This is a genomic window from Bradyrhizobium sp. YR681 (genome assembly GCF_000282615.1).
Taxonomy (GTDB): domain Bacteria; phylum Pseudomonadota; class Alphaproteobacteria; order Rhizobiales; family Xanthobacteraceae; genus Bradyrhizobium.
The window spans coordinates 1-16,632 of record NZ_AKIY01000183.1 but is presented as its reverse complement, the minus strand read 5'-3'; the positions used below and the strand labels follow the sequence as shown (position 1 = coordinate 16,632).

At 65.1% G+C, this 16,632-nt stretch carries 17 protein-coding genes; 7 read left to right on the top strand and 10 right to left on the bottom strand.

From position 1 onward, the window contains the following. Nucleotides 1-99 precede the first annotated feature (99 nt). On the top strand, nucleotides 100-765 hold the full coding sequence (gene tlpA / locus PMI42_RS14540) for a thiol:disulfide interchange protein TlpA (protein WP_008135302.1): 666 nt from the start codon (nucleotides 100-102) through the stop codon (nucleotides 763-765). Between the two features lie 4 nt (nucleotides 766-769). Here tlpA and PMI42_RS14535 read toward each other — a convergent pair whose 3' ends face one another. From PMI42_RS14535 to PMI42_RS14510, 6 genes are all read right to left on the bottom strand, one after another. Then, on the bottom strand, nucleotides 770-964 hold the full coding sequence (locus PMI42_RS14535) for a putative motility protein (protein ID WP_035965699.1): 195 nt from the start codon (nucleotides 962-964) through the stop codon (nucleotides 770-772). A 192-nt stretch (nucleotides 965-1,156) separates the two neighbouring features. Next, nucleotides 1,157-2,038: a 3-hydroxybutyryl-CoA dehydrogenase gene (locus PMI42_RS14530; RefSeq protein ID WP_035965713.1), complete on the bottom strand. Its 882-nt coding sequence runs from the start codon at nucleotides 2,036-2,038 to the stop codon at nucleotides 1,157-1,159. A gap of 195 nt (nucleotides 2,039-2,233) precedes the next feature. Further along, the gene (locus PMI42_RS14525; RefSeq protein WP_008135295.1) at nucleotides 2,234-3,184 is read right to left on the bottom strand and encodes an electron transfer flavoprotein subunit alpha/FixB family protein; all 951 of its coding nucleotides are present in this window, start codon (nucleotides 3,182-3,184) and stop codon (nucleotides 2,234-2,236) included. Beyond that, nucleotides 3,184-3,933 (bottom strand): electron transfer flavoprotein subunit beta/FixA family protein, encoded by a 750-nt coding sequence (locus PMI42_RS14520; protein WP_008135294.1) that lies wholly within the window; start codon nucleotides 3,931-3,933, stop codon nucleotides 3,184-3,186. Before PMI42_RS14520 ends, PMI42_RS14525 begins: the two co-directional genes overlap by 1 nt. 125 nt (nucleotides 3,934-4,058) lie before the next feature. Next, nucleotides 4,059-4,643 carry a cob(I)yrinic acid a,c-diamide adenosyltransferase gene (locus PMI42_RS14515; protein WP_008135293.1) on the bottom strand — a complete coding sequence of 195 codons (585 nt, stop codon included), beginning with the start codon at nucleotides 4,641-4,643 and terminating at the stop codon, nucleotides 4,059-4,061. Between the two features lie 2 nt (nucleotides 4,644-4,645). Then, nucleotides 4,646-4,840 carry a twin transmembrane helix small protein gene (locus PMI42_RS14510; protein ID WP_008135291.1) on the bottom strand — a complete coding sequence of 65 codons (195 nt, stop codon included), beginning with the start codon at nucleotides 4,838-4,840 and terminating at the stop codon, nucleotides 4,646-4,648. Between the two features lie 212 nt (nucleotides 4,841-5,052). Here PMI42_RS14510 and PMI42_RS14505 point away from each other — a divergent pair, with 212 nt between their 5' ends. Next, a complete protein-coding gene (locus PMI42_RS14505) occupies nucleotides 5,053-5,946 on the top strand; it encodes a YihY/virulence factor BrkB family protein (RefSeq protein ID WP_008135290.1) in 894 nt (297 codons plus the stop codon). Here the strand turns inward: PMI42_RS14505 and PMI42_RS14500 are convergent. The 3 genes from PMI42_RS14500 to PMI42_RS14490 form a co-directional block, all read right to left on the bottom strand. Then, complete coding sequence (locus tag PMI42_RS14500; protein ID WP_008135288.1) at nucleotides 5,873-7,141, bottom strand: ATP-binding protein; 1,269 nt, start codon at nucleotides 7,139-7,141, stop codon at nucleotides 5,873-5,875. The genes PMI42_RS14505 and PMI42_RS14500 overlap by 74 nt on opposite strands. 104 nt (nucleotides 7,142-7,245) lie before the next feature. Then, nucleotides 7,246-8,115: a tRNA glutamyl-Q(34) synthetase GluQRS gene (gene gluQRS, locus PMI42_RS14495; RefSeq protein ID WP_008135286.1), complete on the bottom strand. Its 870-nt coding sequence runs from the start codon at nucleotides 8,113-8,115 to the stop codon at nucleotides 7,246-7,248. Continuing rightward, nucleotides 8,115-8,969: a nucleotidyltransferase domain-containing protein gene (locus PMI42_RS14490; protein WP_008135285.1), complete on the bottom strand. Its 855-nt coding sequence runs from the start codon at nucleotides 8,967-8,969 to the stop codon at nucleotides 8,115-8,117. Before PMI42_RS14490 ends, gluQRS begins: the two co-directional genes overlap by 1 nt. Before the next feature lie 95 nt (nucleotides 8,970-9,064). On the opposite strand from PMI42_RS14490, the gene PMI42_RS14485 reads away from it, so the two are divergent. Next, nucleotides 9,065-9,718 (top strand): DNA-3-methyladenine glycosylase family protein, encoded by a 654-nt coding sequence (locus PMI42_RS14485; protein WP_008135282.1) that lies wholly within the window; start codon nucleotides 9,065-9,067, stop codon nucleotides 9,716-9,718. Here the strand turns inward: PMI42_RS14485 and PMI42_RS14480 are convergent. After that, a complete protein-coding gene (locus tag PMI42_RS14480; protein WP_008135280.1) occupies nucleotides 9,715-10,602 on the bottom strand; it encodes a LysR family transcriptional regulator in 888 nt (295 codons plus the stop codon). The two genes, PMI42_RS14485 and PMI42_RS14480, sit on opposite strands and share 4 nt — an antisense overlap. Before the next feature lie 181 nt (nucleotides 10,603-10,783). On the opposite strand from PMI42_RS14480, the gene PMI42_RS14475 reads away from it, so the two are divergent. From PMI42_RS14475 to PMI42_RS14460, 4 genes are all read left to right on the top strand, one after another. After that, nucleotides 10,784-11,758 carry an NAD(P)H-dependent flavin oxidoreductase gene (locus tag PMI42_RS14475; protein WP_008135279.1) on the top strand — a complete coding sequence of 325 codons (975 nt, stop codon included), beginning with the start codon at nucleotides 10,784-10,786 and terminating at the stop codon, nucleotides 11,756-11,758. A 38-nt stretch (nucleotides 11,759-11,796) separates the two neighbouring features. Continuing rightward, nucleotides 11,797-12,981: an ABC transporter substrate-binding protein gene (locus PMI42_RS14470; protein ID WP_008135277.1), complete on the top strand. Its 1,185-nt coding sequence runs from the start codon at nucleotides 11,797-11,799 to the stop codon at nucleotides 12,979-12,981. A gap of 24 nt (nucleotides 12,982-13,005) precedes the next feature. Further along, on the top strand, nucleotides 13,006-14,532 hold the full coding sequence (locus tag PMI42_RS14465; RefSeq protein WP_008135275.1) for an acyl-CoA synthetase: 1,527 nt from the start codon (nucleotides 13,006-13,008) through the stop codon (nucleotides 14,530-14,532). Nucleotides 14,533-14,778: 246 nt separating this feature from the next. After that, nucleotides 14,779-16,554: a flavin-containing monooxygenase gene (locus tag PMI42_RS14460; RefSeq protein WP_008135273.1), complete on the top strand. Its 1,776-nt coding sequence runs from the start codon at nucleotides 14,779-14,781 to the stop codon at nucleotides 16,552-16,554. Nucleotides 16,555-16,632: the final 78 nt, after the last annotated feature.

Sequence of the window (16,632 nt, the reverse complement as noted above, 5' to 3'; positions counted from 1 at the left end):
TCCCCTGCTCACGCCTTGCCTTGCCGCACATTTGCTGGCCGCAGCCAGCCGTATTAAGAGGCCTCTGATAGCCATATCTGCGACCGGATGACAAACAATATGCTCGACAGGAAGCCCTCCGCCACGCGCCGGATCCCGCTCGTCATCGCCACCGTGGCGGTCGGCGGGCTGGCCGGCTTTGCCGCGCTGTATGGGCTGGGCCTCGGCCGGGCGCCCTCGGGCGATCCGACCTGCAAGCCGGCGGTCGCGACGGCGCAAAAGATCGCCCCGCTCGCCCATGGCGAGATCGCCGCCCTGACCATGGCGAGCGCACCGTTGAAGCTGCCGGACCTCACCTTCGAGGACGTCGACGGCAAGCCGAAAAAGCTGTCCGATTTCCGCGGCAAGACGCTGCTGGTGAACCTCTGGGCCACCTGGTGCGTGCCCTGCCGGAAGGAAATGCCGGCGCTGGACGAGCTTCAGGGCAAGCTTTCAGGGCCGAATTTCGAGGTGGTGGCGATCAACATCGACACCCGCGACGCCGAGAAGCCCAAGACCTTCTTGAAAGAGGCCAATCTGACCCGGCTTGGCTATTTCAGCGACCAGAAAGCCAAGGTTTTCCAGGATCTTAAGGCCATAGGCCGGGCCCTGGGCATGCCGACCTCGGTGCTGGTCGATCCGCAAGGCTGCGAGATCGCGACGATCGCGGGGCCGGCGGAATGGGCGAGCGAGGACGCCCTCAAGCTGATCCGGGCCGCGACCGGCAAGGCCGCCGCGTCGCTTTAGGAATTCAGGCGGTGACGTTGAGATTGCCGCCGACGCCAGCGCCGACATTGGCCAGCGAGGGCTGGCCGGCGCCGAGCAGCGTCAGGACGGTGGACTTCTCCATGTCCATGTTCTGCTTGGTCAGCGTCGCCGCAATATTCGACTGCAACGCGCCCTGCTGAGCGGCCAGCATGGTGCTGACCATTGCCATCATGTCCATTACGCGAACCCAATTTACGGGCGGCAGACTACGGGCGATGGGTTAACGCGACATGAATTATCACGAAGCGGGTGCGCGGCCGAGGTGCCGTAGGGTGGGCAAAGGCGCACTTGCGCCGGGCCCTCCACCTCATCATGGTCGCGAAAAATGCGTGGGCACGCTTCGCTTGGCCCACCCTACGGCATCGCCGCCCTACCTCGTCGGAACCGGCTTGGCGCCGCGGTAGTCGTAGAAGCCGCGCTGGGTCTTGCGGCCGAGCCAGCCGGCCTCGACGTATTTCACCAGCAGCGGGCACGGGCGGTATTTGGAGTCGGCGAGCCCCTCGTGCAGCACCTGCATGATCGACAGACAGGTATCGAGGCCGATGAAATCGGCAAGCTCAAGCGGACCCATCGGATGATGGGCGCCCAGCTTCATCGCAGCGTCGATCGCCTCGACGTTGCCGACGCCTTCATACAGCGTGTAGATCGCCTCGTTGATCATCGGCAGCAGGATGCGGTTGACGATGAAGGCCGGGAAATCCTCGGAGACCGCGACCTGCTTGCCGAGCTTGGCGACGAATTCCTTGGACGCCTCGAACGTCGAATCGTCGGTGGCGATGCCGCGGATCAGCTCCACCAGCTCCATCAGCGGCACCGGATTCATGAAGTGAATGCCGATGAAGCGCTCGGGCCGGTCGGTGGCCGCGGCAAGCCGCGTGATGGAGATCGAGGACGTGTCGGAGGCGACGATCGCCTCGGGCTTCAGCACCGCACAGAGCTCGTGAAAGATCTTGCGCTTGACCTCTTCCTTCTCGACCGCGGTCTCGATCACGAGGTCGCAGTCGGAGAGGTCGTCGAGCTTCTCGGCGAGCTTGATGCGCGCCATCGCCTTGGCCTTGTCGTCCTCGGAGACGGCCTTCTTGGAGACCTGGCGCGCCAGATTGCCGTTGATGGTCGCCATGCCGGACTTGAGCCGGTCGGCCGAGACGTCGTTGAGCACCACGTCGAAACCGGCCAGCGCCGCGACGTGCGCGATGCCGTTGCCCATTTGCCCCGCGCCGATCACGCCGACCTTCTTGATCACTGCCGCCATAATGTCATCCACCGGAACGGCGCGCATATCGCGCCCTGCCTTAATCCCCTGAGCCGGGAGGTCCGATTTAATCAGAACCCGGGCTCGAAACCTAGATTGGATCGCTTCGAAGGCGTGCCCCACGCCAAAGAAAACGCCTCGAAAAAGAAAAACCGGCCGGAGTGTACCACTCCGGCCGGTGTTTTTAGCGCGTTTTTACTTGCCGAGCTTGGCGAGTGCGTCGGTCAGCTCCGGAACCGCCTGGTAAAGGTCGGCGACCAGACCGTAATCGGCGACCTGGAAGATCGGCGCGTCCTCGTCCTTGTTGATCGCCACGATCACCTTGGAGTCCTTCATGCCGGCCAGATGCTGGATGGCGCCGGAAATGCCGACCGCTACGTAGAGTTCAGGGGCCACGACCTTGCCGGTCTGGCCGACCTGCCAGTCGTTTGGCGCATAGCCGGCGTCCACCGCCGCGCGCGAGGCGCCGACACCGGCGCCGAGCTTGTCGGCGAGCGGCTCGATGTATTTGGCGAAGTTCTCGCGGCTCTGCATGGCACGGCCACCGGAGACGATGATCTTCGCCGAGGTCAGCTCGGGACGGTCGCTCTTGGCGACTTCCTCGCCGACGAAGGACGACAGGCCGGGATCAGCCGCCGCAGCGACGGCCTCGACCGGCGCGCTGCCGCCTTCGCCTGCCGCGGCGAAGGTGGAGGTGCGGACCGTGATGACCTTCTTGGCGTCCTTCGACTTCACCGTCTGGATGGCGTTGCCGGCATAGATCGGACGCTCATAGGTGTCCGGGGCGACCACCTTGATGATCTCCGAAACCTGCATGACGTCGAGCAGGGCTGCAACACGCGGCAGCACGTTCTTGAAGCGCGAGGTCGCGGGCGCGACGATCGCGTCATAGGACGGGGCCAGCGAGACGATCAGCGCGGCCAGTGGCTCGGCGAGATCGTGCGCATAAGTCTCGCCCTCGGCGACCAGCACCTTGGCAACGCCGGCGAGCTTCGAGGCCGCCTCGGCCGCAGTCTTGGTGCCCTGCCCGCCGCCGGCGACCAGCACATGAACGTCGCCGCCGAGCTGGGAGGCGGCAGTGAGCGCCTTGTTCGTGGAGTCCTTGAGGACTTCGTGTTCGTGTTCGGCAATCAGAAGCGTCGTCATCAGAGCACCCCGGCTTCGTTCTTGAGTTTCGACACCAGCTCGGCGACGTCCTTGACCTTGACGCCTGCCTTGCGGCCCGACGGCTCAGTCGTCTTGAGAACCTCGAGGCGCGCGGCGATATCGACACCGTAATCGGCGACGGTCTTCTCCGCGATCGGCTTCTTCTTCGCCTTCATGATGTTGGGCAGCGAGGCGTAGCGCGGCTCGTTGAGACGCAGATCGGTGGTGACGATCGCGGGGCCCTTCAGCTTCACGGTCTGAAGACCACCATCGACTTCGCGCGTGACCTTGAAATCGGAGCCTTCGACTTCGAGCTTGGAGGCGAACGTCGCCTGCGACCAGCCCAGCAGCGCGGCCAGCATCTGGCCGGTCTGATTGCTGTCGTCGTCGATCGCCTGCTTGCCGAGAATGATCAGGCCCGGCTGCTCTTCCTCGGCGATCTTCTTGAGGATCTTGGCAACGGCGAGCGGCTCGACGGCGCCTTCCGCCTTCACCAGGATGCCGCGGTCGGCGCCCATGGCAAGACCGGTGCGGATCGTCTCCGACGCCTGCGCAGGTCCAATGGAGACCACCACGACTTCGGTCGCCTTGCCGCCTTCCTTCAGGCGCAACGCTTCCTCGACCGCGATCTCGTCGAACGGGTTCATGGACATTTTGACGTTGGCGAGTTCAACGCCCGATCCATCGCCCTTGACGCGGACCTTGACGTTGTAATCGACCACCCGCTTTACCGGCACCAAGACCTTCATCGATCCTCTTTCACTCAATTTGGGAGGGGGGTTATCAACTGGCGCGGAACCTAAAGGCCTGATCCGGCCCGGTCAACGCGCGAAGGGGCCAATTTTTAGACCTTGGAAATACTGACCTCAATGGGTCAGCGGTTCTGGCCCGGAACCCAGAGCACGTCGCCGGCGCCGTTATGGTTGGCAGCGCGGCTCGCCACGAACAGGAAGTCGGACAGGCGGTTCATATATTGGATGCCAGCCGCGCCGACCGGTTCATTTGGCCGGCCCGCGAGTTCCACCATCACGCGTTCCGCCCTGCGGCATATCGTGCGGGCGACGTGGAGGTAGGCGGCGGCCGGCGTGCCGCCGGGCAGGACGAAAGAGGTCAGCGGCGCCAGCTTGTCGTTGAGCATGTCGATGTCGCGCTCGAGCCGCTCGACCTGGCTTGCCACCACCCGCAGCCGTTCCGCCTTGCCTTTGTCCTTGTCTTGGCGCTCGGGCACTGCGAGATCGGCGCCGAGGTCGAACAGATCGTTCTGGATACGGCCCAGCATCGCATCGAACTCGGGCACGTCATGGGTGTGGAGCCTGACAACGCCGATCGCGGCATTGGTCTCGTCGACGGTGCCATAGGCTTCGATGCGCAGATCATATTTCGGACGGCGTTCCCCCGACCCGAGCGCCGTCGTGCCGTCGTCACCAGTCCTGGTATAGATGCGGTTGAGCACGACCATGTTCAGCGTCCCATCGCCCAGACCGCGATCATCGCAATGACGATCGCCACGAACTGAAGCAGCACGCGCCAGCGCATCAGCTTCTGCGAGGTGTTGGGCGAGCCGCCACGCATCATGTTGACGAGACCGAGCAGCAGCACCAACGCCACGGCGCCGGCTGCCACCGGCAGGATGAAAGTACTCAGGATAGATGCCATGGGCAGTAGATAACACCGGGCTTGCAGATGCGCCATGGTGCCACGGCAGCCCCGGCGTCATTGCATGACGACGGGGGCTCTTCGCGATCTGGCTTTTCCGCCAATAATATCAGATGGTAGCGAGATGATTTCCGGTCCGTGCCAATTGCCCAGCTTCCTCGCCTCTCCCCGCGCACGGGGCGAACGAGCGGCAGCTGTCGTGTAGGTGGCGCGTGAAAGCCATCCGCACCATCTACATTGTCGTGGAGGACGCCTTCTACACGTTCCTCGCCGACGACGGCTGGGCGATCGCCAGTCACATCGCGCTGTCGACGCTGATGGCGTTGTTCCCGTTCCTGATCGTGCTGACCTCGCTCGCCGGCTTCTTCGGCTCCAAGGAACTCGCCGACCAGGCCGCGGGCCTGATGCTCCAAGTCTGGCCGCAGCAGGTCGCCGACTCGCTGTCCGGCGAAATCCACGACGTGCTCACCACCACCCGCACCGGGGTGCTGACGATCGGCGCGTTGCTGTCGGTGTATTTCGCCTCCAACGGCGTCGAGGCGCTGCGGGTGGCGCTCAACCGCGCCTATGCGGTGGTGGAAATGCGGCGCTGGTACTGGCTGCGACTGGAGTCGATCGGCTACACGCTGGTTGCCGCCTTCACCGCGCTCGCCATGGCATTCCTGATCGTGCTCGGCCCGCTCTTCATCGAGGCGGCGCGGCGCCATATTCCGCTATTCGTCGAGTCCAACGAGAGCATTCTCACCTGGCTGCGCTACGGCATCACCGTGGCTGCGCTGGTGGTTGCGCTGCTGATCCTGCACGCCTGGCTGCCGGCGGGACGGCGCGGCTTCCTCCAGATCCTGCCCGGCATCGTCTTCACGATCGTGGCGTCGCTGATCTCGGGCATCGTGTTCGGCCAATATCTGGCGCGCTTCGCCAACAATTACGTGACGATGTATGCGGGGCTCGCCTCGGTGATCATCGCGCTGGTGTTCCTGTATTTCATTGCCGCGATCTTCGTTTACGGCGGCGAGCTCAACGCCGCGATCATCAAGTCGCGGCTTCCTCACGGCGTCTCGCTTCAAGCAGCGCAGTCGCTAAAGCCCGCGGAGACACAGGCTTGACCAGGAAGGCGTCGGCGCCGGCCTCGCGTGAGGCCGCTTCGTCCTCGCCGCGGCCGGACACCCCGATGATGGGGATCTGAGCCAGCGGCGTCGCCATGGTGCGGATGCGCCTGATCGCCTCGATGCCGTTGATGCCCGGAAGCACCATGTCCATCAGCACCGCGTCGAAGGCGCCCTGCGCGAGCCGGTTCACCGCATCCTCGCCGCGCCCGATGAACTCCGCATGATGGCCAAGCTCCGTCAGGATCGTGTTGAGCACGACGCGGCCGAACGGATTGTCCTCGACGCTGAGCACGCGCATTGCCGCAACCGCATCCACGTCGGGCTCGCCCTTCGACTTGCGGGACCTGGTCGGTCCCGTCGCATCCAGCGAGACCGTCAGCATGAAGGTGGCACCGCCGCCGCGGCGCGGTGCGACCGAGATGTCGCCGCCCATCGCGCGCGCCAGTTGCTTCACCGAGGACAGCCCGAGGCCGGCGCCGCCGAAGCGTGAGGCGATGGTGACATTGGCCTGGGTGAACGGGCGGAACAGCCGCTTGATCTCGGCCATGGTGAGGCCAATGCCGCTGTCGGACACCGCAAAGGCGACACCGACCCGGCTCTTCTCTTTTGCCTTTCCCTTCGCCTTGCCTTTTGCCGGACGCCAGGGCGCGACCGCGAGCGCCACACCGCCTTGGTCAGTGAACTTCACGGCGTTGTCGATCAGGTTCTCCAGCGCGGCGCGCAGGCGGACGGGATCGCCGACCACGAGGCCGGGAAGCTTCTCCGAAATATCGACCTCGGCCTGGAGGCCCTTGGCCGCGGCACGCCCGGCCAGCGAATCGCCGGCACTGCGGGCGAGCGCGCGCAGGTCGAACAGATCCTGCCGCAGCAGGCTGCCCTTCCCGGCCCCCTTGCCAGTCCGGGCAGCGTCCACGAACAGGGTGGCAAGGCTCGCCAGATGCTCGGCGCCGGCCTTGATGGTGTCGGCCCAGCGCCGTTCACGCTCGCCGAGATCGGAGGTCGCGAGCAGGTCGCTGATGGCGAGAATGCCGGTCAGGGGGGTGCGGACCTCATGGGCGAAGGCGGCGAGCGCCGCCTGGACCACATCGGGCGCAACCGCCCGGGTGCTGCGCTTGCGCACCTTCGCGGCCGGCCCGGACCGCTTCCGAGCCACTCGCCTGGACGTCCGCGTAGTGCGCGTTTTCGCCGCCATAACTCCCTTTCGAAGTATCCCCTTCGAACCTCGGGCCGTCTGGTCAGCATGGCACGGCGGAACCCCAGGAGTCACGGCGGTGTTTTGCTAACCCCCAGAGAAACTTAGCCTAATCCCAGCAATCGGCGAATGCCAGCAGGCGAGGTGCCGGCGGCACGCAACTCCCGCAAACCGGTCGAGCGGCTCGATTTCGACAGCTTCCGCCCCTCGCCGTCGCGAATCAGGGCGTGGTGGCGATAGGCAGGCTCTGGCAGGCCGAGCAGGGCCTGAAGCAGGCGGTGGACCGAGGTCGCGTGAAACAGGTCCTGACCGCGCACCACCTCGCTGGCGCCCTGAAGGGCGTCGTCGACAACCACGGACAGATGGTAGCTGGTCGGCGTCTCCTTGCGGGCGAGGACGACATCGCCCCAGCTTTCGGGGCGCGCCGGGACGGTGCCATGCTCGCTCTCTGGGCCCTCGCCCAGCTCATGCCAACTCAGGCCGGAGGCACGCCGGCAGGCGGCCGCCATATCGAGCCGCAGCGCGTAAGGCGCGCCCGAGGCGACGAGCCGGTCGCGTTCGCCGGCCGACAGCGATCTGGCGTCGCCGGGATAAAGCGGCGCGCCATCCGGATCGCGCGGCCACGGCCCGTCCGCCTCGCGCGCGGCGACCAGCCTTGCGATCTCGGCGCGGCTTTCGAAGGCGGGATAGACGAGGCCGAGCGCCGAGAGATTTTCCAACGCGGCGCGATAATCGGAAAGATGCTCCGACTGCCGCCGCACCGGCGTCTCCCAGCCAATCCCGAGCCAGGCGAGATCCTCGTAGATTGCCGTCTCGAATTCCGGCCGACACCGGGTCGCATCGATGTCCTCGATCCGTAGCAACAGCCGCCCACCGGTCTGTTGCGCGCGGTCGGCGTTCAGCAGAGCGGAATAGGCGTGGCCGAGATGCAAGTGACCGTTGGGGCTCGGGGCAAATCGGAAAACGGGTGGCATCAGACAAGCCGGAACGGAAGAACAGCACCGCTCTCACGTTCGAGGCGCTCCACCACGCCACGGTAAAACTGTTCTGTCCGAAGGATCATCTCTTCCGATGCACCTGGCCCACGGCCTTCGACAAGACCACGAGCAAGCTCGAACTCCGTATCGAGGAAGTTGGCCACGGTGCGCGGTAGAGGAGCCGAGCCGAGTTCATGCGTGATCGACTTCCGGGCCATCAGCTCGACGACCTCCGATTTCAGCTCGCTCGGCGGATCGCACTCCGCCATGAGAGTGGGAAAATGCATCGGCGCCACGGCTTCGGCAGGACGCATACGCAGCCACCGCAACGCGGCGGCGGGCCGAAGTGCATAGAAGATTTTCTTTTGGGCAACGCTCGTCCCGTCGCCGAAATAGACCCGCCGCTGCCGCTCGCCGAGATGAAGATAGTGGCGGCAGACGGCCTCACGACTCGCGGCCCCTCTGGCAAACGCCAGAAATTCGTCGCGAAACCATGCCTGCCCCCGGTAAACGACTGGCGAGCACAGCCACTCCACGATCACCGCATTTCCCTTCAACAGGAGCTGGAGTGCCTTGCGCAAGTCCCAACCATTGGCGTCGAGATCCCCCTCGAACGGGAGCTCGATGACATCACGGCTAACCCACGGCGTGATGTGATCGACCGCGCGGCGTACATAGACAAAACGACAGTCATAGTCGCTGTCAGGAGACGCAAAACCCCAAGCGCGGCTGCCGCTCTCGATCGCCAGCGGCAGGAATACGCGGTGTTCCTCGATGACACGATCCAGCATGACGTCGATCTGGGCGACTTTCTCGCCGTCCATCTCCACAGGAATACTTCTCAAAGTCATCGAACGCTTCCGGGATTCCGATAGTATGGTCTTAATCTTATCGTCCCACACCGTCCACAGGACGCCAACCCGCATCGCGGCGAGCCGATGACGTCATGACCATCCACCTCGAAACCCAGTCCGATCTCGAAGAGGCCGTTCACGCGCTGGTCAAGCGCGATCCGCGCCTCAAGCCGGTGCTCGCGGCCGCGGGCATGCCGGCGTTGCGGCGGCGTGAGCCGGGCTTTGCGGGGCTCGCGCACATCGTCTGCGGGCAGCAGCTCTCCACGGCCAGCGCCGCGGCGATCTGGGGACGGCTGTCGGCGGCGTTCGATCCGTTCGACCATGACGCCGTGCGCCGAGCCCGCACCGACCGGCTGGGACGGCTCGGCCTGTCCGCCGCGAAGATCAAGACGCTGAAGCATCTCGCCCGCGAGATCAACGCGGAGCGGCTGAACCTCGACGTGCTTGCCGAGGAAGACGCTGACGCTGCGCATCACACGCTGATCTCGCTGCCCGGCATCGGGCCGTGGACGGCCGATGTCTATCTGCTGTTCTGCCTCGGCCATGGCGATGCCTGGCCGGCCGGCGACCTTGCCGTGCAGGAGGGAATCAAGGTTGGCCTCGGCCTTCAGGCACGGCCGACGGAGAAGCAGATGGCCCCGCTCGCCGAGCCCTGGCGTCCGCTGCGGGGCGCAGCCGCGCATCTGTGGTGGAGCTATTATCGCGCGGTGAAGAAGCGCGAAGGCGTCATGGCCGGATCAGGCTAGCCCCGCAGCCGCTCGCGATCGGCGCGGGCGCATTCCGCCACGAAGTCGACGACGGCGCGCACTGCGGGCAGCTCGACCAGGTCGGGATGGGCCAGCAGCCAGAGATCGGCGACGCTGACGAGCTTTTGCGGCGCGACGCGCACGAGGTCCGGATAGCTTTCCGCGACGAAGCAGGACAGCGCGGAGATTCCGATCCCGGCGCGCACCGCCGCCAGCATGTCACCCTGCGACGAGCAGCGCATCACGACGGTGCCCTGGCGTGTGATCGTGTCGCTCCAGCGCGCCAGCTGCGCGTTCGAATCCTGATCGGCAAAGCCGATGACGCTGTGCCCCTTCCACTCGCCGCTCCGCTCCGGCAAGGAGCGGCCGAGGGCGTAGTCGCGCGCGGCATAGAAGCCGGTGCCGAGACGGCCGACCCTGCGGCCGACGAGGTTTTCCTCACCGCTATCGACCGGTCGCAACACGACGTCGGCCTCGCGGCGACGCACGCTGGCCGGAAACGGATGGGTGATGATCTCGAGCCGGATGTGGTCATGCGCGCCCAGGAACGATCGCAGCCGCGGCATCAGCCAGTGCGAGGCCAGCGTCGCGCCGATCGACAGCTTGACCGTGCCGCGCGCCTTGCGCCCGCCGGCACCAACGGCGACCTCTGCTCGCAGCGCGGCGGCGGCCATCGCCTCGGCATGCTCGCGCAGCGTACGTCCATCGGCGGTGAGCACGAATCCGTCGGCGGCACGTGCCAGCAGTTTGGTGCCGAGCTGCGCCTCCAGCGCCGCGATCTTGCGGCTGACGGTCGGATGGCTCGCATGCAGCCGTTTGGCCGCAGCAGTGAAGCTGCCGGTATCGGCGACCGCGACGAAGGTCTTGCAGAGGTCCCAATCCACCGCCGGCTCCGTACAAATATGAATATCCGCTTGTTCAATATTGAACGATCCCCTGCCCGCCGTCCAACCCTATAGTGCGGTCAAAGCGCTGGGCGGCGGACACCCCGCCGGCGCGACAATCGACATGGAAGCGCTCACGATCGGCCGACAGGCCGGCGATGCGCGTCGTCAGGAGGATCGGATGGCATTGCCCGCTCTGCTCAAGAACAATCTGGAGCTGCCCGTCGTCGGCTCGCCCCTGTTCCTCGTCTCCGGACCGGAACTGGTGATCGCGCAATGCAAGGCAGGTGTCGTCGGCTCGTTCCCCGCGCTCAACGCCCGTCCGGTCGAGAAGCTCGACGAGTGGCTGAGCCGCATCGAGGACGAGCTCGGCGAATACAAGTCGCGCAATCCCGGCAAGAAGGTCGCTCCCTACGCCGTCAACCAGATCTGCCATGCCTCCAACGACCGGCTGATGAAGGACATGGAGACCTGTGTGAAACACAAGGCGCCCATCATCATCACCTCGCTGCGGCCGCCTTCCGAGATCGTCGAGGCCGCTCATTCCTATGGCGGGCTGGTGTTCCACGACGTCATCAACGTCAAGCATGCGCGCAAAGCCGCCGAGCAGGGCGTCGACGGCCTGATCCTGGTCTGCGCCGGCGCCGGTGGGCATGCCGGCACGCTCTCTCCCTTCGCGCTGGTGCGCGAGGTCAAGCAATGGTTTGGCGGCGCAATCCTGCTGTCGGGCGCGATCAGCGATGGTTTTGGCATCGCCTCCGCGCTGACGCTGGGCGCCGACCTCGCCTATATCGGCACGCGCTTCATCGCGACACAGGAGGCCAATGCGGACGAGGCCTACAAATCCGCGCTGACGCAGCACGCGGCGCACGATATCGTCTACACCAACCTGTTCACCGGCGTGCATGGCAATTACCTCGGGCCGTCGATTGCGGCCGCCGGGTTGGACCCGGACAATCTCCCGGTCGCCGACAAGACGAAGATGAATTTCGGTTCCGGCGGCAACATGAAATCCAAAGCGTGGCGCGACATCTGGGGCTCGGGCCAGGGCATCGGCCAGATCCTGGATGCGCCTCCGGTCGCCGAGCTCGTCGACCGGATGAAGGGCGAATTCGATCAGGCGCGCCAGGATTTCCTGATGCGCGCCAGCGCCTGACGATTCCAGCTGATAAAAAAGACAAACGGGAGGACATCATGAAGCTGGCAGCCGCACTGATCGGCCTGTCCTTGCTGACGCTTGCCGCCGGCAACGCCCATGCCGAAGGCGCCGACGAGATCCGCATCGGGCAGACCCTGCCCTATAGCGGCCCGGCCTCCGGCTTCGGCACGATCGGACGCACGCAGGAGGCGTTCTTCGAGAAGGTCAATGCCGAAGGCGGCATCAACGGCCGCAAGGTCAGGTTCATCACGCTGGACGACGCCTACTCGCCGCCGAAAACGGTCGAGCAGACCCGCAAGCTGGTGGAGCAGGACGAGGTGCTGATGATGTTCGGCTCGCTCGGCACCGCCACCAACAGCGCCGTGCAGCGCTATCTCAACGCCAAGAAGGTGCCGCAGCTGTTCGTGCTCTCTGGCGCGACCAAATGGGCCGATCCGCAGAAGAATCCGTGGACGATGCCGGGCATGGCGGCCTACGAATCCGAGGGCGTCGTCTATGCCAAATACATCCTGCAATCCAAGCCTGACGCGAAGATCGCGATCCTGTCCCAGAACGACGATTTCGGCCGCGACTATGTCGCGGGCTTCAAGCGCGCGCTTGGGTCCAAGGCCGCCGGCATGATCATCGCGGAGGCGAGCTACGAGACCAGCGCGCCGACGATCAGCTCGCAGCTCTCGACCCTGAAGGCATCCGGCGCCAACGTATTGTTCGGCGTCGTGCTCGGAAAATTCACCTCGCAGATGATCAAAGGCGTGGCCGAGATCGGCTGGAAGCCGGAGCTGTTCTTCGTGCCGACGTCGGCCTCGTCGATCTCGCTCCTCGAGCCGGCGGGCCTGGACAATGCGGTCGGCCTGATCTCGTCGAGCAACCAGAAGGACACGATGGATCCGCAATGGGCCGGCGATCCCGGCGTGAAGGAGTATTTCGCCTTCATGAAACAGTACATGCCGAATGCGGACCTCTCCAACTCCAACTATGCGGCCGGCTACCACTACGCGACGCTGCTGATGACCGTGCTCAAGGCGTGCAAGGACGATGTCAGCCGCGACAACATCATGCGCCAGGCCGCCTCGCTGAAGGAGATCAAGTTGCCGCTACTGCTGCCGGGCATGGCTGTGACGACCGGCCCCGATGATTACCTGCCGTTCCAGCAGCTTCAGCTCCGCCGTTTCAACGGCAAGAGCTGGGTGGGATTTGGCGACGTGCTGGATGATCGCTAGGCTCGAGCTGAACAAGGACAAGCCATGATCATCAGCGGCGAACGCCGGATCGGCTATGACGAGATCCAGGCGCGCATCAGGCGGGCCGCAAGCGGGCTTCGCGGGCTCGGGCTCGCCGAGGGCGCCCCGGTCGCCATGATGCTGCGCAACGATTTCGCGCTGTTCGAGGTGGTTGCAGCCTCCGCCGCGCTCGGCAGTCCGGTGGTGCCGATCAACTGGCATCTCAAGGCCGAGGAAGTCCGCTACATCCTCATCGACAGCGGAGCGAAGATCCTGATCTGCCATGCCGACCTGCTGCCGCAGATCAGCGCCGGCCTGCCGGCAGACGTCCGCCTCCTCGTCGTCGCAACACCGCCCGAGCTCGCGGCGACCTTCGCGATTTCCCCTGAGATGACCGAGGTCCCCGCGGGACTGACCGATTGGGACCGCTGGCGCGACGGCCATCCGGAAATGCAGGAGCCACCCCGCCGGGCCGCGGCGATGATCTACACGTCAGGGACCACCGGCATGCCGAAGGGCGTGCGGCGCAGGCCGATGCAGCCCGAGCAGGCGGCCGCCGCCGAACGGATGGGTGCGATCGCCTATGGCATCAAGCCACACGAAGATCAGGTCGTGCTGATCAACGGTCCGATGTATCACTCGGCGCCGCATTCCTATGGCATGCTCGCGTTCCGCAGCGGCTGCACCATCGTGCTTCAGGCGCGCTTCGACGCCGAGGAGCTGCTGGCCCTGATCGAGCGCCACCGCGTGACGCACATCCACATGGTGCCGACCATGTTCGTCCGGCTGCTGCGGCTGCCTGATACGGTGAAGCAGTGCTATGACCTCTCGTCGCTGCGCTTCGTCGTGCACGGCGCCGCGCCCTGCCCGCCCGACATCAAGCGGTCCATGCTCGATTGGTGGGGAATGGTCATCAACGAATATTTCGGCTCGACCGAGACCGGCATTCCGGTGTGGCACTCGGCCGAGGAAGCATTGAGGAAGCCCGGCACCGTCGGCCGCGCCATCGAAGGCGGCATCGTCAAGATCTTCCGGGACGACGGCAGCCTCTGCGGTGTCAACGAGGTCGGCGAGATCTACATGCGCCAGACGGCGGTGCCTGATTTCGACTATCACGGCAAGGCGGAAGCGAGGGCCGAGGCGGGACGCAACGGCCTCGTCAGCGTCGGCGACGTCGGCTATCTCGACGCGGACGGCTATCTGTTCCTGTGCGACCGCAAGCGCGACATGGTGATCTCGGGCGGCGTCAACATCTATCCCGCCGAGATCGAGAACGTGTTGATCGGAATGCCCGGCGTGCGCGATTGCGCCGTGTTCGGCATCCCCGACGCGGAGTATGGCGAACGGCTGTGCGCCTGCATCGAGCCGGAGACCGGCGTGCAGCTCTCCGCCGCCGCGGTGCAGGCTTTTCTGCGCGAGCGCCTGGCCAACTTCAAGGTGCCGAAGGACATCAAGTTCATGAATGCGCTGCCCCGCGAGGCTACCGGAAAGATCTTCAAGCGCAAGCTGCGCGATCCCTATTGGGCGAACCGGGCTCCAAACGGTTCCTGAGGAGGGTGCGCGAGCGCCCGCAAGCCCGACATGGCGCGGCAGACCGGTCTCGACACGCTGAAGGGCGCATTCCGCCCGAGCAGGGCCACATGCTCTCGCTGCTCGGGTAAAGCGCTTTCGACGACCATTGATCCAGTATAGCGTTCGACTTCTATAAGGGGAGCATGATCTCTTCGGAAAGCCGCTGCATACTTTTCCGGATTATGCTCGACAGGAAACGCCGCGAAGACGGCCACGAGGTCGCGCATGCTGGACAGGACGAAGGATATTTCCGTCGCCGCACAAGCCTGGCTCGATGAATTCGAGCGCACGCTGGGCGAGCCCGATGACGAAGCGCTCGACCGCCTGTTCGTTGCCGAATGTTTCTGGCGCGACGTGCTGGCGCTGAGCTGGAACCTGCAAACGATCGCCGGCCGCGATGAAGTCTCACAAGCGCTGGCCGCGCTCGCAGCCAAAGCGGCGCCCTCCAATTTAAAGCTCGCGCCGAACCGCGCGGCGCCCCGCTGGGTGACGCGCGCCGGCACCGGCAATATCGAGGCGATCTTCAATTTCGAGACCGTGCTCGGCCGCGGCAGCGGCATCGTACGTCTTGTTCCGGACGCAGCAGACGGCGACCGCCTGAAAGCATGGACGCTGCTCACCGCGCTCGACGAACTCAAGGGCTTCGAGGAGCAGCTCGGCACGTCGCGGCCGCGCGGCCAGACCTATTCGCGCGATTTTCGCGGGCCGAACTGGCTCGATTTGCGCAACGCCTCCCGTGACTACACCGATCGCGATCCGGCCGTGCTGGTGGTCGGGGGCGGTCAGGCCGGCCTCGCGATCGCGGCGCGGCTGAAGCAATTGAAGGTCGACACGCTGATCGTCGATCGCGAGACGCGGATCGGCGATAACTGGCGCAAGCGCTATCACGCGCTCACCCTGCACAACCAGGTGCAGGTCAATCACATGCCCTACATGCCGTTCCCGCCGAACTGGCCGGTCTATATCCCAAAGGACAAGCTCGCCAACTGGTTCGAAGCCTATGTCGATGCCATGGAGCTGAACTTCTGGACCGGTACCGAGTTCGAGGGTGGCGCCTATGACGAGGCGAAAGGCCACTGGACGGTGACCCTGCGGCGCGCCGACGGCAGCAAGCGCACCATGCATCCACGCCATGTGGTGATGGGGACCGGCGTCAGCGGCATCGCCAACGTGCCGAATATTCCGACGCTGGACAATTTCAAGGGCACGCTGCTGCATTCGAGCCGCTACGAGGACGGCGAGAACTGGGCAGGCAAGCGCGCCATCGTCATCGGCACCGGCAACAGCGGCCACGACATCGCGCAGGATCTGTATTCCAGCGGTGCCGAGGTGACGCTGATGCAGCGCTCGCCGACGCTGGTCACCAATATCGAGCCCTCGGCGCAGTTGGCCTATGCGACCTACAATGAGGGCACGCTCGAGGACAACGACCTGATCGCGACCTCGATGCCGACGCCGCTGGCGAAGAAAACCCACGTGATGCTGACCGAGCAGTCCAGGGAGCTCGACAAGGAACTGCTGGACGGCCTCCGCCGCGTCGGCTTCAAGCTCGACTTCGGCGAGGCCGGCACCGGCTGGCAGTTCAAATACCTCACCCGCGGCGGCGGCTATTACTTCAATGTCGGCTGCTCCAACCTCATCGTCGAGGGTGCGATCAAGCTCAAGCAGTTCGACGACATCGAAAGCTTCACGGCTGACGGTGCGCGGATGAAGGACGGCACCGCCATTTCGGCCGACCTCGTCGTGCTCTCGACCGGCTACAAGCCACAGGAATATCTGGTGCGAAAGCTGTTCGGCGACGCCGTGGCCGACCGCGTCGGCCCGGTCTGGGGCTTTGGCGACGGCCTTGAGCTGCGCAACATGTATGCGCGCACGCGGCAGCCCGGCCTGTGGTTCATCGCCGGCAGCCTCGCGCAGTGCCGGATCAATTCGAAATATCTCGCGCTCCAGATCAAGGCGATCGAGGCAGGGATCTTGGGACGTGAGGCGGGCACGGCTTAAGCCTCTCGTCATTGCGAGCGCAGCGAAGCAATCCAGAATCTTTCCGCGGCAACCGCCTGGATTGCTTCGCTGCGCTCG

What these genes read in the sequence shown, in the direction of transcription:
- tlpA (WP_008135302.1), top strand. Translation starts at nt 100, where the DNA reads ATGCTCGACAGGAAGCCCTCCGCCACGCGCCGGATCCCGCTCGTCATC.
- PMI42_RS14535 (WP_035965699.1), bottom strand. Translation starts at nt 964, where the DNA reads ATGGACATGATGGCAATGGTCAGCACCATGCTGGCCGCTCAGCAGGGC.
- PMI42_RS14530 (WP_035965713.1), bottom strand. Translation starts at nt 2,038, where the DNA reads ATGGCGGCAGTGATCAAGAAGGTCGGCGTGATCGGCGCGGGGCAAATG.
- PMI42_RS14525 (WP_008135295.1), bottom strand. Translation starts at nt 3,184, where the DNA reads ATGACGACGCTTCTGATTGCCGAACACGAACACGAAGTCCTCAAGGAC.
- PMI42_RS14520 (WP_008135294.1), bottom strand. Translation starts at nt 3,933, where the DNA reads ATGAAGGTCTTGGTGCCGGTAAAGCGGGTGGTCGATTACAACGTCAAG.
- PMI42_RS14515 (WP_008135293.1), bottom strand. Translation starts at nt 4,643, where the DNA reads ATGGTCGTGCTCAACCGCATCTATACCAGGACTGGTGACGACGGCACG.
- PMI42_RS14510 (WP_008135291.1), bottom strand. Translation starts at nt 4,840, where the DNA reads ATGGCATCTATCCTGAGTACTTTCATCCTGCCGGTGGCAGCCGGCGCC.
- PMI42_RS14500 (WP_008135288.1), bottom strand. Translation starts at nt 7,141, where the DNA reads ATGGCGGCGAAAACGCGCACTACGCGGACGTCCAGGCGAGTGGCTCGG.
- gluQRS (WP_008135286.1), bottom strand. Translation starts at nt 8,115, where the DNA reads ATGCCACCCGTTTTCCGATTTGCCCCGAGCCCCAACGGTCACTTGCAT.
- PMI42_RS14490 (WP_008135285.1), bottom strand. Translation starts at nt 8,969, where the DNA reads ATGACTTTGAGAAGTATTCCTGTGGAGATGGACGGCGAGAAAGTCGCC.
- PMI42_RS14485 (WP_008135282.1), top strand. Translation starts at nt 9,065, where the DNA reads ATGACCATCCACCTCGAAACCCAGTCCGATCTCGAAGAGGCCGTTCAC.
- PMI42_RS14475 (WP_008135279.1), top strand. Translation starts at nt 10,784, where the DNA reads ATGGCATTGCCCGCTCTGCTCAAGAACAATCTGGAGCTGCCCGTCGTC.
- PMI42_RS14470 (WP_008135277.1), top strand. Translation starts at nt 11,797, where the DNA reads ATGAAGCTGGCAGCCGCACTGATCGGCCTGTCCTTGCTGACGCTTGCC.
- PMI42_RS14465 (WP_008135275.1), top strand. Translation starts at nt 13,006, where the DNA reads ATGATCATCAGCGGCGAACGCCGGATCGGCTATGACGAGATCCAGGCG.
- PMI42_RS14460 (WP_008135273.1), top strand. Translation starts at nt 14,779, where the DNA reads ATGCTGGACAGGACGAAGGATATTTCCGTCGCCGCACAAGCCTGGCTC.